This window comes from Acinetobacter sp. YH01022, assembly GCF_013420235.1.
Classification (GTDB): Bacteria; Pseudomonadota; Gammaproteobacteria; order Pseudomonadales; family Moraxellaceae; genus Acinetobacter.
The window spans coordinates 17,833-31,702 of record NZ_VOYP01000012.1 but is presented as its reverse complement, the minus strand read 5'-3'; the positions used below and the strand labels follow the sequence as shown (position 1 = coordinate 31,702).

At 40.5% G+C, this 13,870-nt stretch carries 17 protein-coding genes; 11 read left to right on the top strand and 6 right to left on the bottom strand.

Annotated elements, in window-relative coordinates; genetic code table 11:
* The first annotated feature begins 2 nt into the window (after nt 1-2).
* On the top strand, nt 3-314 hold the full coding sequence (locus tag FTT87_RS06095) for a Rieske (2Fe-2S) protein (protein ID WP_171521995.1): 312 nt from the start codon (nt 3-5) through the stop codon (nt 312-314).
* 17 nt (nt 315-331) lie between these two features.
* The gene (locus FTT87_RS06090; protein WP_180081609.1) at nt 332-949 is read left to right on the top strand and encodes an OB-fold-containig protein; all 618 of its coding nucleotides are present in this window, start codon (nt 332-334) and stop codon (nt 947-949) included.
* 108 nt (nt 950-1,057) lie between these two features.
* On the opposite strand, the gene FTT87_RS06085 is transcribed toward FTT87_RS06090, so the two are convergent.
* Complete coding sequence (locus FTT87_RS06085; protein ID WP_180043327.1) at nt 1,058-1,528, bottom strand: DUF6231 family protein; 471 nt, start codon at nt 1,526-1,528, stop codon at nt 1,058-1,060.
* 34 nt (nt 1,529-1,562) lie between these two features.
* Between FTT87_RS06085 and FTT87_RS06080 the strand changes: the two genes are divergently transcribed.
* On the top strand, nt 1,563-2,435 hold the full coding sequence (locus FTT87_RS06080; RefSeq protein ID WP_180043329.1) for a DUF2797 domain-containing protein: 873 nt from the start codon (nt 1,563-1,565) through the stop codon (nt 2,433-2,435).
* A 59-nt stretch (nt 2,436-2,494) separates the two neighbouring features.
* Here the strand turns inward: FTT87_RS06080 and FTT87_RS06075 are convergent, their stop codons facing one another.
* The 3 genes from FTT87_RS06075 to FTT87_RS06065 form a co-directional block, all read right to left on the bottom strand.
* A complete protein-coding gene (locus FTT87_RS06075) occupies nt 2,495-4,363 on the bottom strand; it encodes a SurA N-terminal domain-containing protein (RefSeq protein ID WP_180043331.1) in 1,869 nt (622 codons plus the stop codon).
* Between the two features lie 132 nt (nt 4,364-4,495).
* Nucleotides 4,496-4,768, bottom strand: coding sequence for an HU family DNA-binding protein (locus FTT87_RS06070; RefSeq protein WP_004651791.1), 273 nt, complete (start codon nt 4,766-4,768; stop codon nt 4,496-4,498).
* A gap of 158 nt (nt 4,769-4,926) precedes the next feature.
* A complete protein-coding gene (locus tag FTT87_RS06065) occupies nt 4,927-5,394 on the bottom strand; it encodes a phasin family protein (RefSeq protein WP_180043333.1) in 468 nt (155 codons plus the stop codon).
* A 190-nt stretch (nt 5,395-5,584) separates the two neighbouring features.
* Here FTT87_RS06065 and FTT87_RS06060 point away from each other — a divergent pair, with 190 nt between their 5' ends.
* The 8 genes from FTT87_RS06060 to fdx all read left to right on the top strand — a co-directional run bounded on the left by FTT87_RS06060 (nt 5,585) and on the right by fdx (nt 11,771).
* Nucleotides 5,585-6,232: a hypothetical protein gene (locus FTT87_RS06060; protein WP_180043335.1), complete on the top strand. Its 648-nt coding sequence runs from the start codon at nt 5,585-5,587 to the stop codon at nt 6,230-6,232.
* 111 nt (nt 6,233-6,343) lie between these two features.
* Nucleotides 6,344-6,817 carry an Rrf2 family transcriptional regulator gene (locus tag FTT87_RS06055; RefSeq protein ID WP_180043337.1) on the top strand — a complete coding sequence of 158 codons (474 nt, stop codon included), beginning with the start codon at nt 6,344-6,346 and terminating at the stop codon, nt 6,815-6,817.
* 1 nt (nt 6,818) lies between these two features.
* Nucleotides 6,819-8,036, top strand: coding sequence for an IscS subfamily cysteine desulfurase (locus tag FTT87_RS06050; protein ID WP_086196348.1), 1,218 nt, complete (start codon nt 6,819-6,821; stop codon nt 8,034-8,036).
* Between the two features lie 105 nt (nt 8,037-8,141).
* Nucleotides 8,142-8,528 (top strand): Fe-S cluster assembly scaffold IscU, encoded by a 387-nt coding sequence (gene iscU / locus FTT87_RS06045; protein WP_180043338.1) that lies wholly within the window; start codon nt 8,142-8,144, stop codon nt 8,526-8,528.
* 38 nt (nt 8,529-8,566) lie between these two features.
* Nucleotides 8,567-8,887 carry an iron-sulfur cluster assembly protein IscA gene (iscA, locus tag FTT87_RS06040; RefSeq protein WP_180043340.1) on the top strand — a complete coding sequence of 107 codons (321 nt, stop codon included), beginning with the start codon at nt 8,567-8,569 and terminating at the stop codon, nt 8,885-8,887.
* Between the two features lie 105 nt (nt 8,888-8,992).
* Nucleotides 8,993-9,508, top strand: coding sequence for a Fe-S protein assembly co-chaperone HscB (hscB, locus tag FTT87_RS06035; RefSeq protein WP_180043342.1), 516 nt, complete (start codon nt 8,993-8,995; stop codon nt 9,506-9,508).
* 48 nt (nt 9,509-9,556) lie between these two features.
* The gene (hscA, locus tag FTT87_RS06030) at nt 9,557-11,419 is read left to right on the top strand and encodes a Fe-S protein assembly chaperone HscA (protein ID WP_180043343.1); all 1,863 of its coding nucleotides are present in this window, start codon (nt 9,557-9,559) and stop codon (nt 11,417-11,419) included.
* A gap of 13 nt (nt 11,420-11,432) precedes the next feature.
* Nucleotides 11,433-11,771, top strand: coding sequence for an ISC system 2Fe-2S type ferredoxin (gene fdx / locus FTT87_RS06025; RefSeq protein ID WP_086174266.1), 339 nt, complete (start codon nt 11,433-11,435; stop codon nt 11,769-11,771).
* 71 nt (nt 11,772-11,842) lie between these two features.
* Here the strand turns inward: fdx and FTT87_RS06020 are convergent, their stop codons facing one another.
* Both FTT87_RS06020 and FTT87_RS06015 read right to left on the bottom strand, forming a co-directional pair.
* Nucleotides 11,843-13,303 carry an adenylate/guanylate cyclase domain-containing protein gene (locus tag FTT87_RS06020; RefSeq protein ID WP_180043345.1) on the bottom strand — a complete coding sequence of 487 codons (1,461 nt, stop codon included), beginning with the start codon at nt 13,301-13,303 and terminating at the stop codon, nt 11,843-11,845.
* A 65-nt stretch (nt 13,304-13,368) separates the two neighbouring features.
* On the bottom strand, nt 13,369-13,803 hold the full coding sequence (locus FTT87_RS06015) for an HIT domain-containing protein (RefSeq protein ID WP_086196353.1): 435 nt from the start codon (nt 13,801-13,803) through the stop codon (nt 13,369-13,371).
* Nucleotides 13,804-13,870: the final 67 nt, after the last annotated feature.

The following is a 13,870-nucleotide window of genomic DNA, read 5'->3' as shown; positions in this document are numbered from 1 at the left end:
CCATGATGGAAGAGATTCCTGAACGTGAAGCACGTTCATACGAAACGCCAAATGGTGACACGATTTTCATTACCCAGCGTGATGGTTCATTCTATGCCTATCAGAATCTCTGCCCTCACTTACAGGTCGAACTGGAATTTCTGGAAAACCAGTTTTTAGACCGTGATCAGGAATATATTGAATGCTCCACTCATGGAGCCCTGTTTCTGGTTGAAACCGGTGAATGTATTTCTGGTCCCTGCTTAGGGCAATCACTTGAAAAAGTAAAGATTAATGTGCATTCTGATGGTGGAATTTACCTGAAAGAAGAATAAAACTTATGGAATTTGCCATGCTAGAGTTTCTACAAAACTATAACTTAATCCCGTTTCATTTAAGTTTACTGGCTTTAATTTTACTCAGCATGGCAGAAACCATTGGCTATTACTTTAATATTCGTCCGACTGAGTTTCTAAAAACCCTTTATCCAAAGAAACTTACCGACTCCCCTCTACTCAATGTCAAATTCTCCAAAACACTGATTGTGGTGTTTTTACTGATGAACTTCAGTTTCGCAGGCTATTTTCTGCAACTTTGTGTATTTGCACAGCAGAAGGCATTCTTGCCTGCTTATTATCTGATGATCCCGGCACTGATCATTGCGGTGTTTTTCACTGTATTTATGATTCATTGTCTTGACCAGGTCATCAAGCCAACGCTTACTAAACAACAGGTCAGTCTGCTGGGACGTTTGGCGACCATTTCCAGTGGCAATGCACGTCCGGGATTTTCCGCACAAGCACGGGTACGAGACAGTTTTGGTCAATTACATTATGTCCAGGTCGAGCCTGAATTTGGCGAACTGGAATTCCAATCGCAGATTATTTTAATCCGTCTAAAGAAGTCCCACTATATTGCTAAAAAAATTTCCAAATCCAATAATTTATTTAACATGGAAAATTCACAATAATCTTGGCTTACCCTAGCGTCAAATTGGACATTAAATCATTAGAATTCGCTCATAGCGACTAACTCTCTCCTCCTGCTGTTAAGATTTGCAAGAATCAAAGTCCATACATTACCAGCGAAATTTATTCCAGTTTTCAGGATTTGCCCAGAATTTGGAGTTAAACCAGTCAGGCACATGCTTATACGTTAAAATATTGAATTGCCACAATGCAAAATCACTGTCATGACGGGTTTTATCAATGAGCTGGGTAAAGCCCAAAGCGCGCAATAATTTTTCATCTTGCAACCGGCTCACCACAACAATTCGTTTTGCCATCAGGTCTCGCAATCTCACTAACAGCTGAGACTTCTGCACATCAGAAAGTACCGCCAGCTCTTGTGAATCCATCACTACAAAACCCAGATCATATCGCCGGGTAAAAGGCAGATTTAAAAACTCAGTTACGTTAAAATAGTGCCATTGAATTGATTGATTATTGTCGTATTGCGCAAGATTTTGACCAATACATAATGCAGTTTGGATAGGCTGTTCGTTGGATAAATCGTCTAGCATTGAAGTGATGACATTTTGTTCAGCCATAACTGCATCCTTATTATTGAAGAGAGTATTTTGTATGGAACTACAAGGCATTTGCCATAAAATGCATGCAGGTCTTAAGGACCTTAGTGTAACTGATCAACATACACACAAGGCAAATGTTGAATATAAATTTATTCTAGATCGTTCAGAAGTTGATCTACCATTCAATTTAGGCCAAGAAATTGAGATTGAATGGACCGGTAATATCTATTGTGTATCTTGTGGTAGCAAAACCAGCAAATCCTTTTCGCAGGGTCATTGCTTTAAATGTTTCAAAACCAAAGCGTCTTGTGACATGTGTATTATGAAACCGGAAACCTGTCATTATCACCTCGGGACTTGCCGTGAAGACAGCTTTGCCAAAGAGGTCTGTTTCCAGCCCCATATTGTTTATCTGGCCAATTCAAGCGCATTAAAAGTCGGCATTACCCGTCTTGGACAAATGCCAACACGCTGGCTGGATCAGGGGGCAACACAGGCATTACCCATTATGAAAGTGGGTTCGCGCCGTCTCTCAGGCCAACTGGAAATTATGTTTGGAACACAGGTGGCGGACAAAACCGATTGGCGTAAACTGCTAAAAGGCGAAGCTGAACCGCTCAATTTAATTGAGGTACGTGAACAGCTACTGGAAGAATTTGCACCGAAAATTCAGACCATTCGTGATGAATTTAATCAGAACCTCGAGTTCAATGAAACGATTGAAGTCATGGAAGATGAGCTGCCACGCGAGTTTGTCTATCCAGTCGAGCAATATCCTGAAAAAATCAAGTCGCACAATCTGGATAAAACACCGATTATTCGTGGCAAATTACTGGGCATTAAAGGACAATATCTAATCTTGGATACCGGTGTCATTAATATCCGCAAATATTCAGGCTATGAACTAAAAATCCGTGCTGAATAACTTTAAATTCAGCCATAAAAAAACCTGCGTTCATGCAGGTTTTTTTATTTCACTTAAGATTACTTAATCTTCGCATGTGATTTTAGATATTGCGTGTAATCATCCAGTTCCTGCTGACCGCGAAGCTGCTGATACAGCTTGGACAATTCACCCAATTGTCCATTGGTTAATGCATTCGAAGTAGCCTTATTCACATTTGACACAGCCACTACCACCAATTCATTAGGCAATGCAGCTGTGGTGACCGACCACATTCCTGCTTTCGGTGTAGGAACACTGAATGCCGCACGTTCAATCTCACGTTTTAGACCTTGTGAACGCGTAAATACACCGGCACTTTCAAAAGCAATCTGACTTTGTGCCAAAGCGCTAGCAGCCGGTTGCGATTTAAAGTTATTCAATGCTGTCTGGATTTTCGCTTTAGCTGCATCAACTGCTTTTTGTTCAATCAGTTTGGCTTTTACACGTGGCGTTGCTTCAGCCAAAGTCTGTACTCCAGCTGCATGATAGTTACGCACTTTCACCCAAACGGTATTACCATTTGCCATTTGAATGCTGCTAGAAGCATTGCGATCACCATTTTTCACATCATCATTAAACAGCTTAACTTTGACATTGGCATCACTCAGTACAGGATGCTGTGTAGAGAGGGTCATACCTTTCACAGATTGAACTGTCACACCCTTAACTTCCTGAGCCACCACATCCAGCGCATCGCTACCTACAACCAACTCATTCAGGCTATTTACAGCATCTGAAAATGAATTCGCAGTTTTGTTCTTTTGCAACTCTGCTAACAGGCGTGGTTTTTCAGTTTCAAATGAAGGTAACTTCAAAGCGGCTGCTTCTGTTTCAATTAAATGATAACCATACTGGGTTTTAACCGGTGCTGAAACTTGGGCTGGTTTTAAAGAAGCAACAGTTAGATCGAATGCATCACCAAACACACCTTTGGCATAAGCTTCTACCACACCACCCTTGGTCTTCGATTCAGTATCATCTGAATACTGTGCCGCCGCTTGGGCAAAAGACATACCTGCTTTAATTTTCGCAGCGACTTCAGTGGCCAATTTTTTCGCTTCAGCATCTGAACGGGTATCTACGGTAATTAAAATATGTTTTACCAATGGCTGAGCATTTTTCTTTTGTGCATCAACAAATGCACTATAAGCTTGCTGCAATTCAGCATCTGTCACTTGAGTATTCGCTGGTGCAACATTGGCTGGTGTGAGCACAACATAATCAACGTCCACACTGGCTACCTGCTTAAATGCATTTTGATGCTTGTTGTAGTAAGCAGCAATATCTTGAGGTGTGACTTTGATATTTTTCTTGTATTCATCCAGTTTAATGCTGGCAAGATGCAAGGTGCGTTGTTCAGTTTGCAAATTGGCAATTTGTTGAATATCAAGCTTGCTCACCAATGCATAATCCATAAATGTTGACGTCACCATTTTTAAGGCATGGTCTTTACGCAAGTTTGCAATCAGAGCCTGACTGGTCATACCCACTGAACGTAAATAATTTGAATATAAGGCTTCAGAAAACTTACCGCTTTCCTGAAAGCTCGGTTGCTGGGCAATCATTTGTTCAATTTGTGCATCACTCAAAGAAATACCCAACTCTTCCGCTTGTTGTAATAATAAGGTACGAGCAACCAGACTCTCCATCGCCTTATTTTCGATAAAAGATTGATTCAGTAAAGTTTCGTCGCCATTGGCATAAGCCAGGTATTGTTCTTTAAATGTTTTGCTCAGCGATTCTAATTCTTTTTTAGAAATTTCTTGGCCATTGACCAATTTTGCCGTGTCTTCAGATTTTCCACCGCTAAAATATCCTTCAATACCTACAAGTGCTAAAGGGGTCAAAAACAAAATGAGCAAAGCTTTGCCCAACCAACCTTTAATAACTTTACGAAAAGATTCCATAAGTATTCCAATATTTTATTTGTGGGCGATTTTACCCGAAAACCTGCTTTGAATGAATGCGTTCAGACTGTAAATCGGCATTATTAATAAAAAACGCGCCATATAGGGCGCGTTGATAGGCTTTCAAAAAGATTAAGCTACAGAATCTTTTAAACCTTTACCTGCTTTAAAGCTTGGTACTTTGCTTGCTTTAATTTCTAAAGCTGCACCAGTTTGCGGGTTACGACCTGTACGTGCCGCACGTTCTTTAACGTTAAATGTACCAAAACCAACAAGTGTAACAGTATCACCAGATTTAAGTGCTTCAGTAATTGAAGCAATAGTTGCATCTAAGGCTTTACCTGCATCAGTCTTAGACAATCCCCCTTTCTCTGCAATTGCATCGATTAATTCTGATTTATTCATGAAGATTACGTCCTCTTAATATCGTTTATTTAAGGTCTAAGGATTCCATAACACCTTTATATCAATGCTTTGGGGCAAAACGCAATACTCTGAATAGGCTTTTCTAGAAAATAATTGCGAAAAAAATTGTTGAAAAATGCAGAAAAAGCCAAAAAGTTTCATTTTTTTAATATTTGTGCCTTGAGTATTTTATTTTCTTCAATAAGACAATCGACCTTATTATGTAATTGTAATATGAGACTTTCTAAATGTTGAATATCTTTTACCGTGACCAAACCAATTCTGTTTAAAGAATGGTTAACACTATGGTCGAGCAATTTTTCAACCTTATCTTTGGTATCATTGACCGATTCTTTGGCTTTTTCCGAGACTTTTTCTACGGTTTGATCGGCAATTTCAGTGGTCTTAGATTCCAGCTCCTCCCCCACCTTGACTAAAGAGTCAAAGAGTTTGTTTCCTTCCTCTTCTGCACGTGAAAAAGCACCCAAACCCGCAAGCCATATTTGTTGAGTATATTTACGAAAATCCAGACCCGACTTACGGCCTGAACGTAATTTATTCTTTGTTTTATCAGGATTTTCATTTTTTAGTTGATCAATCTCTTGATCTGTTTTTGATTTATGCATACCTGCCATCTCCTAGCCTACTTTCTATACAACTTAAATATAATTACTCAAAAAATACAGCTATAATAGCAAATTAAATACTTGATCGATTTGCTAAACTGTTCTACAAAGCAAGATTAATATATTTGTTATAAGTCCTGAAATACATTTTCGAGCATGGGATGCTCCTTTCAGGTAAGGATTAAGTTTTATGAGTGAATCGCAACAAGGTCAGAATCAACCGCATTTGTTGCTCACAATGACCATGATTGTCTTAGAAACAATCTTTACCTTCATCTTAAAACATGATCGGGTCGTTGGCTTGCAGGCTAAAAAATTTATAGACCAAAAAATCACCATTAAAATTAACAGCTATTTGCCTTATTTCGATTTTTATGTTGTTTTCACTGAACAAGGCATACTCTTTGACAGCAAAGCTCCCGAGAAAGTAGTCGATCTGGATATCCGCACTACCCTCATGGATTTAATTAAAGTATTTGTCTTTGCCAATCGCCGCAGTATAAAAAAAATGCGTATTGATGGTGACAGCACCTTAAAAGATGAGTTTCGAGATTTAAGCTTGCTGTTCAGCTTTCCAAAAGTTTTATCCGACTGGAAACAGTGGCTCAGCCAACCCGCTGATGGACAGGAAGTTATTTCTTCCAAAAAGCGTATTGCTCCCCTATTAGAAAAAATTGACCAGCAACGTTCAAAGATCAATACCTTAGAGGTAGAAGTCAAACAATATAAGAATCGCATTCGACGTATGCAACAAAAACAAAAAAGAGTGAATGTCACTTTTAGTCTAATTATCGTGCTATTAGTAGCGTTATTAGTATATAATTACTGGATTGTTTAAACATATAATTTTCCTATAAAACAAAATAATTTAAAGACCAATAAAAAACTTGACTATTTTAGTCAGGATTCATAAAATCAACTCATCTAGTCTTAATATGTGTATCGAATCATGCGTCTTACTACTCGCGGTCGTTACGCAGTGACTGCTCTACTTGATTTAGCTTTGCAGCCAACTGAACAAACGATTACGCTTGCTGAAATTGCAGCTCGTCAAAGTATTTCTGTTGCTTATCTTGAGCAGTTATTTGCGAAATTAAAGCGCCACGGCTTAGTTTCTAGTGTTCGTGGGGCCAACGGTGGTTATCACCTGGCTCGTAGCGCTGAAGAAATCACAGTATTAGAAATTATTGAAGCTGTAAACGAAGCAGTTGATGCAACACGTTGTGATCATAAAGGTAACTGCCAGAATGGTGCAATGTGCTTGACTCATGATTTATGGCAAGAACTCTCCCACCACATTGCCGATTATTTAGCAAAAATCAGCCTTGCTGACCTGGTCGCACGAGACAACGTTCAAACCGTTTCCATTCGCCAAAATACAGCATCATTTGATTCAGCCCTTTTATCGGTTACAGGTATTTGACATGAAACGTCCGATTTATCTTGATTATGCAGCAACCACTCCTGTAGACCCTCAAGTTGCAGAACGCATGATGGAGTGCTTAACTTTCGACGGTACTTTCGGTAATGCTGCATCTCGTTCTCATGCTTACGGTTGGCAGGCTGAAGAAAAAGTAGAATATGCACGTGAACAAGTTGCGAACTTGGTCAAAGCAGATCCACGCGAGATTGTTTGGACTTCAGGTGCCACAGAATCTGATAACCTGGCACTCAAAGGTGTGGCTCAGTTTTACGCGTCTAAAGGCAAACACATCATCACCAGTAAAATTGAACACAAAGCAATTTTAGATACTTGCCGTGAATTAGAAGAAGAAGGTTTTGAAATCACCTATCTTGAGCCACAACCACAAACAGGTTTAATTACGCCTGAGATGGTTGAAGCAGCTATTCGTCCAGATACCATTCTTGTTTCCCTGATGATGGTCAACAACGAAATTGGTACCATCACTGACATTGCAGCTATCGGTGAAATTACCCGTGCCAAGAAAATTTTCTTCCACGTTGATGCGGCTCAAGCTGCAGGTAAAGTAGAGATTGATCTTTCAACTTTAAAAGTTGATTTAATGAGTTTCTCTGCTCACAAAATTTATGGCCCTAAAGGTATCGGTGCGTTATTCGTTCGTCGGTCACCACGTGTACGCCTTAAAGCGCAAATGCATGGTGGCGGTCATGAACGAGGTATGCGCTCAGGTACACTTGCAACCCACCAAATCGTAGGTATGGGTGAAGCATTTGAACTTGCAGGCAAAAATCTGGAAGCTGAACAAGCCCGTTTACGTATCCTCCGTGATAAATTATGGAACGGTTTACAAGGTCTGGAACAAGTATTCTTAAACGGTCATCCTACTTACAACGTTGCAAACTATCTGAATGTCAGCTTTAACTTTGTTGAAGGCGAATCATTGATGATGGCATTGAAAGATGCAGCTGTATCTTCTGGTTCAGCATGTACTTCTGCAACACTTGAGCCATCTTACGTACTTCGTGCGCTCGGTCTTTCTGACGAACTTGCTCACAGTTCAATCCGTTTCAGCTTCGGTAAATATACCACTGAAGAGGATATCGATCACGTTCTTGAAATCACTAAAGCTGCTGTTGAGAAATTACGTGAACTTTCTCCGCTTTGGGATATGTATAAAGAAGGTATCGACCTTTCCACTGTTGAATGGGCTGAACACTGATTCATGACATGGAGATAGCTTTAAAATTTAAAGCTATCTCATTGATAAACGTAATTTCATCCCCATATTAATCTTAAGGCTGACCCCGAGGTTTGGAGAAGCATCATGGCTTATAGCGAAAAAGTAATTGATCATTACGAAAACCCTCGTAATGTTGGCGTTTTAGACAAAAATGCTGAAAATGTTGGTACAGGTATGGTAGGTGCACCGGCTTGTGGTGATGTCATGCGTCTTCAGATTCAGGTGAATGATGACGGTGTGATTGAAGAAGCACGCTTTAAAACTTATGGTTGTGGTTCTGCGATTGCATCTAGCTCGCTTGTGACTGAATGGCTAAAAGGTAAAACTCTGGACGAAGCTCAGGCGATCAAAAATATTGATATTGCTAACGAGCTTGCTTTACCTCCAGTAAAAGTACACTGTTCTGTACTGGCTGAAGACGCGATTAAAGCTGCTGTTGAAGACTATCGCAGCAAAAAAACAAAAGCTTAAGTGTTTCGAGTTTTTGATCAAAGATTAACGGAGTTTTCATGATCCATTTAACTGAAAATGCTGCAACTCATATCAGCAATTACCTAAAGAATCGCGGTAAGGGTGAAGGCATTCGCGTTGGGGTGAAAACTTCAGGCTGTTCTGGTTTGGCTTATGTACTCGAATTCGTCGATGAAATCGATACCCATGACCAGATGTTCGAGCAGTTTGGTGTTAAAGTTTTTGTTGACCCGAAAAGCCTGGTTTATCTTGAAGGTATGGAGATGGACTACGTGAAAAACGGTCTCAATGAAGGCTTCGAATTTAACAACCCGAATAAAAAAGGCGAATGTGGCTGTGGTGAATCTTTCACCGTTTAACCACACCACTCCCTCTCTTTTTGTGATTAAAACAGTGTAAAATGCACTGTTTTAATTGCATTTACAGCAGTCACTTTTGCATATCTATCGCGGATCCAATCTCCCATGAATCATTTTGAGCTGTTCAACCTCCCTGTAGCACTCGATATTGATTTGGCAGCGTTAAAAACTGAATTTTTAAAGTTGCAGCAACAATATCATCCAGATAAAGCCGAAGACAAAGATCAAGCGCTGATTAAATCGAGCGAGATCAACCAAGCATTTAAGGCTTTATCCAATGTTGATAGCCGCGCTGCTTATCTCTTGAGTCTTAAAAAACAAGATTATCATCTGGATCAATCGATTGGAGATTTCGAGTTTTTACAGTCTGCACTGGAAATTCGTGAACAGCTGGATGAAGCTGCATCAGCTGAGGAACTGACTTCATTAAAGCATGAAGTTCAGCAATGGATTGACGGTTTGGTCCGTGAATTCAAAATCGACTATGAAGATGAAGACTGGGGCGAAGCTCGCGATACCGTTCGTAAATTGCGTTTCTTTGTTAAAGTCATGGCTGACATCGACAAGGCTGAAGATCGTTTTCTGGATGATGACAGCTTTGATTTAGATGATGATTTTTAATTCGCTTTAATTTTATTTTTTAATTTTTAGTTCTAAGGATGTAACACAATGGCTCTCTTGCAAATTGCAGAACCCGGTCAATCAAGTGCACCGCATGAACACCGCATTGCAATTGGTATCGACTTGGGTACTACGCATTCATTGGTTGCCACAGTACTTTCCGGTAAAGCTAAAGTTCTGAACGACGAACAAGGCCGAGTGTTACTTCCCTCTATTGTTCACTACAGCCATAACACCACCCATTATGGTGATGAAGCCAAGCCGTTTACTACTACAGATCCTAAAAACACCATTGTCTCCGTGAAACGTTTTATGGGACGCTCGAAAACAGACATCAAATTCCAGCACCCTTACACTTTGGTGGGTGAAGACAATCAGATGCCTGCTTTTGAAACTGCACAAGGCCGTAAAACTCCTGTCGAGATTTCTGCAGAAATTCTAAAACAGCTGAAAGACCGTGCTGAAGACAGTTTAAAAAATGAAGTGAATGGTGCGGTAATCACTGTTCCAGCCTATTTTGATGAGGCACAACGTCAGGCAACACGTGATGCTGCCCAACTGGCCGGTTTAAATGTTTTACGTCTACTGAATGAGCCTACTGCTGCGGCTGTGGCTTATGGCCTAGACCAGGAAACCAATCTCGCTCACGATCAAAATTATGTGATTTATGACCTGGGTGGCGGTACTTTTGACGTATCTATCCTGCGTTTTTCCCAAGGTGTATTCGAAGTTTTAGCGACTGGCGGACATACTGCTTTAGGTGGTGATGACCTGGATCGCCTAATTGTGAAATGGGCTAAAAAACAACTGAATATTGAAACCTTAGATGATGCCGAATATGCACATTTTATTGTTTCTGCACGTAAAGCAAAAGAAGCCTTGTCAGATGCCGAGTCAGTTGAACTGAAAGTTTTAGATCAGGCTCTGACTTTAGACCGTGCTACATTTGAAGACATCATTAAAGTTGCTTTAGACAAAACCATCAGCGTATGTAAACGCGTGATGCGTGATGCCAAACTTGAACTGGATGACATTAAAAATGTCGTGCTTGTAGGTGGTTCTACTCGCTCTTATGCGGTGCAAAAGGCTGTTCGTGAAGTCTTCAATCAGGAACCGCTATGCACCATCAACCCGGACGAGGTGGTCGCAATTGGTGCCTCTATTACAGCGAATCAGCTCATTGGCAACTCCAAAGATGGTTCATTGTTATTAGACGTTACCCCTTTATCACTCGGTCTGGAAACCATGGGTGGTCTGGTGGAGCGTTTAATCTCACGCAATACGGCCATTCCTGTGGCGCGTCGTCAGGAATTCACTACTTATCAGGATGGCCAGACTGCCATGTTGATTCATGTGGTACAAGGTGAACGTGATCTGGTGGAACACTGCCGTAGTTTGGGTCGCTTTGTCTTGCATGGCATTCCGCCAATGACTGCCGGTCAGGCACGTATTGAAGTCACTTTTCAGGTTGATGCCGATGGCCTGTTAACTGTTGCTGCCAAGGAAACCACGTCTGGTGTACATGCTCAAATCGACATTAAACCTTCTTATGGTTTATCTGATGCCGATACCGAACGCTTACTGATTGATGGCTTCAAATATGCGGAAGAAGATAAACATCTTCGTCATTTGCAAGAAACCAAGGTTGAAGCAAAACGTGAGCTGGAAGCACTGGAACAAGCCCTAAAAGTGGATGCCCAGCTATTAACTGCTGAACAGTTAGTATCGTTAAATCAAGCCAAAGCTCAACTTGAGGCTCAACTCGAAACCACCGATATTAAAGCGATTGAACAAGCTGTAGAACAGCTTAAAATACACAGTGATGCTTTTGCTGCTGCACGCATGAACCAACATATTGATGCAGCTTTGAAAGGCACTAAACTTGATGACTGGTCAAACTCGGACCAATAAACAGGAAAAAATTATGCCACGTATTAAAGTTCTTCCACATGCGCAAATTTGCCCTAATGGTGCCGAGTTCGAAGTTGAACAGGATGCCAACCTGTGCGAAAGCCTGTTAAAAAATGGTATCAAGATTGAACATGCATGTGATATGTCTTGTGCTTGTACCACCTGTCATGTCGTAGTTCGCAAAGGTTTTGACAGCCTCGAAGAAATGACAGATGTAGAAGCAGATTTACTAGATCGTGCCTGGGGTCTGGAACCGGATTCACGCCTTTCATGCCAAGTGAAAATTGTCGATGAAGATTTGGAAGTCGAAATTCCCAAATATACCATCAATCACGCCTCAGAAAATCATTAAGATTTTCGCTCATAAAAAACCACGCAATCGCGTGGTTTTTTTATCTGTAAACATCATCTCAATCATGATTTTTAGTGGTATTGCTCGTCCTTCTCATCTTCAATCACATCTTCCAGATTGAGTCGAACAATACCTTCTGAGTTGGTCAATTTTTGCTGTTTTTGAATCCGCTTAATCATCTTTTCCAAAACTTGGATCAACTCTGGATATTCATAATTTTGAACCTCATCCAGATTCAGCAACAAATGGAAACCCTTGTACTCATAATCAAACCAGCGCTGATAATCCAATTTACGCGAGGTATATTTTTCCATAACTTGCCAGGTCTTTACCGGACCGTGAATCCCTTTAAGCGTAATAGGTTTTTTCGGCGCACATAAATAGTCATTTTTAATTAAATTATAGGTTTCATCTGAAATCAGGATTTCATCGACTGCTGCCGCACTTTGCAGCCGTGCTGCCAGATTGGCATCACGTCCAACAATGGTATATGCCATACGATGTGCTGCGCCATAGTTCCCTACGTGACAATAACCAGTACTAATCCCCATACGGATATGCAAAGCCGGATAGCCCATCTTGATCCAGCGTTCACGCAGCAGTTTCATTTGTTGACGCATATCAATTGCCATGTCTAGACAAGTTTTGGCATCTTGCTCCACCCCTTGCGAGATTGGATCACCAAAGAAAATCAGGATCGCATCACCCATAAACTTGTCGACAGTCGCTTCATACTGCTTGGCAATTTCAGTCATATGACTTAAATAGTCATTGAGCAGGAATGCCAAATCATCTGGAATAAGCGTTTCTGAAAGTTCGGTAAAACCTTGAATATCTGAAAAGAAAATGGTCATTTTCTTACGTTTGTATTCAATTTTGGCTTCCGACTCACCTTTCATGATCGATTGCCACAACTGCACAGGTGCATATCGGCTCAGCTGATTTGCGAACTCCATATAACGATTCATTTGATCGTAATAATAGGTTCGACGATTACTGATATGTTGAATCTGGCTGCTTTGATAAAAACTACCCACACCAAAAAAAGTAATTAAACAGATAAAACCTAAAACGGTTAACTCACCAGTGGTTTGTTCAAAATACTCACCAAAACCAAAAATCAGAATATTACACAGATAAAAATTTGCGATTCCAATCAGGCTTGCCAATGACACAGCTAAAAAAGAAATCTTGTTGGTGATTGCGGTATATAAAATGACAAACAGTGAAATGAAAGTCAGAACCAGGTTTAAATGAATAGCAGATAAAATAACCGAAATAACAACTACATCGGTAATAAACAAGACACTGCGTTTTATATTGGAATTATAACGATACTGCAGCCAGGTCGATAATCTTGGCGTAATCAGAAAAATGAACAACAGGAAAAAAGGAATATAAATCTGGTATTGGGTGTCAGAAGCCGTGTAATGGTAGACAGTAACGAGTAAAGACAACATCATATATCCCATCAAACGATGGAAATACTCAAATTGTCTGGGTTCTTTTCTAATCCAGTCGTCTAATGACACTCAATCACTCCTGATTCGAGTCTTGACACCATAAATTCCATACTATGGCTTTCAATGGCTTGGAATTAATCCATACGCCAGTCAAATGGCATATCACCCTGACCACGCAATGCGAGCATCAAGGTTTGACGCATATGTGCAAGAACTTCATTGGTATAAGGAATAGCTGGAGTACCCCATACTGGTTTTGGCCAAGCCACGTCATTTTGATAGCGCACGACATGATGAAAATGCAATTGTGGAACCATATTCCCAAGAGCGGCCACATTCATTTTGTCTGCGCGGAATACGCGTGCAAGCTGACTCGATAACCAGCTCGATTCACGCAGGAACTGTTCCTGGTCAGCCTGACTTAATTCATATAATTCGCTCACGCCCGGCACGCGTGGAATTAATATGAGCCACGGAAATTGCATATCATTCATTAAACGACATGTTGACAGTGGAAAGTCGCCTACAAAAAAAGTATCTTGAGCAAGTTGTGGATGCAAACTAAACATATCTTTATAAATTATGCAAAATTAGAATGATGGCTAATACTATCACATCCAATGGGGCGTGAATATT

What these genes read in the sequence shown, in the direction of transcription:
- FTT87_RS06015 (WP_086196353.1), bottom strand. Translation starts at nt 13,803, where the DNA reads ATGTTTAGTTTGCATCCACAACTTGCTCAAGATACTTTTTTTGTAGGC.
- FTT87_RS06080 (WP_180043329.1), top strand. Translation starts at nt 1,563, where the DNA reads ATGGAACTACAAGGCATTTGCCATAAAATGCATGCAGGTCTTAAGGAC.
- FTT87_RS06070 (WP_004651791.1), bottom strand. Translation starts at nt 4,768, where the DNA reads ATGAATAAATCAGAATTAATCGATGCAATTGCAGAGAAAGGGGGATTG.
- FTT87_RS06065 (WP_180043333.1), bottom strand. Translation starts at nt 5,394, where the DNA reads ATGCATAAATCAAAAACAGATCAAGAGATTGATCAACTAAAAAATGAA.
- FTT87_RS06095 (WP_171521995.1), top strand. Translation starts at nt 3, where the DNA reads ATGATGGAAGAGATTCCTGAACGTGAAGCACGTTCATACGAAACGCCA.
- hscA (WP_180043343.1), top strand. Translation starts at nt 9,557, where the DNA reads ATGGCTCTCTTGCAAATTGCAGAACCCGGTCAATCAAGTGCACCGCAT.
- iscU (WP_180043338.1), top strand. Translation starts at nt 8,142, where the DNA reads ATGGCTTATAGCGAAAAAGTAATTGATCATTACGAAAACCCTCGTAAT.
- hscB (WP_180043342.1), top strand. Translation starts at nt 8,993, where the DNA reads ATGAATCATTTTGAGCTGTTCAACCTCCCTGTAGCACTCGATATTGAT.
- FTT87_RS06050 (WP_086196348.1), top strand. Translation starts at nt 6,819, where the DNA reads ATGAAACGTCCGATTTATCTTGATTATGCAGCAACCACTCCTGTAGAC.
- fdx (WP_086174266.1), top strand. Translation starts at nt 11,433, where the DNA reads ATGCCACGTATTAAAGTTCTTCCACATGCGCAAATTTGCCCTAATGGT.
- FTT87_RS06055 (WP_180043337.1), top strand. Translation starts at nt 6,344, where the DNA reads ATGCGTCTTACTACTCGCGGTCGTTACGCAGTGACTGCTCTACTTGAT.
- FTT87_RS06090 (WP_180081609.1), top strand. Translation starts at nt 332, where the DNA reads ATGCTAGAGTTTCTACAAAACTATAACTTAATCCCGTTTCATTTAAGT.
- iscA (WP_180043340.1), top strand. Translation starts at nt 8,567, where the DNA reads ATGATCCATTTAACTGAAAATGCTGCAACTCATATCAGCAATTACCTA.
- FTT87_RS06085 (WP_180043327.1), bottom strand. Translation starts at nt 1,528, where the DNA reads ATGGCTGAACAAAATGTCATCACTTCAATGCTAGACGATTTATCCAAC.
- FTT87_RS06075 (WP_180043331.1), bottom strand. Translation starts at nt 4,363, where the DNA reads ATGGAATCTTTTCGTAAAGTTATTAAAGGTTGGTTGGGCAAAGCTTTG.
- FTT87_RS06060 (WP_180043335.1), top strand. Translation starts at nt 5,585, where the DNA reads ATGAGTGAATCGCAACAAGGTCAGAATCAACCGCATTTGTTGCTCACA.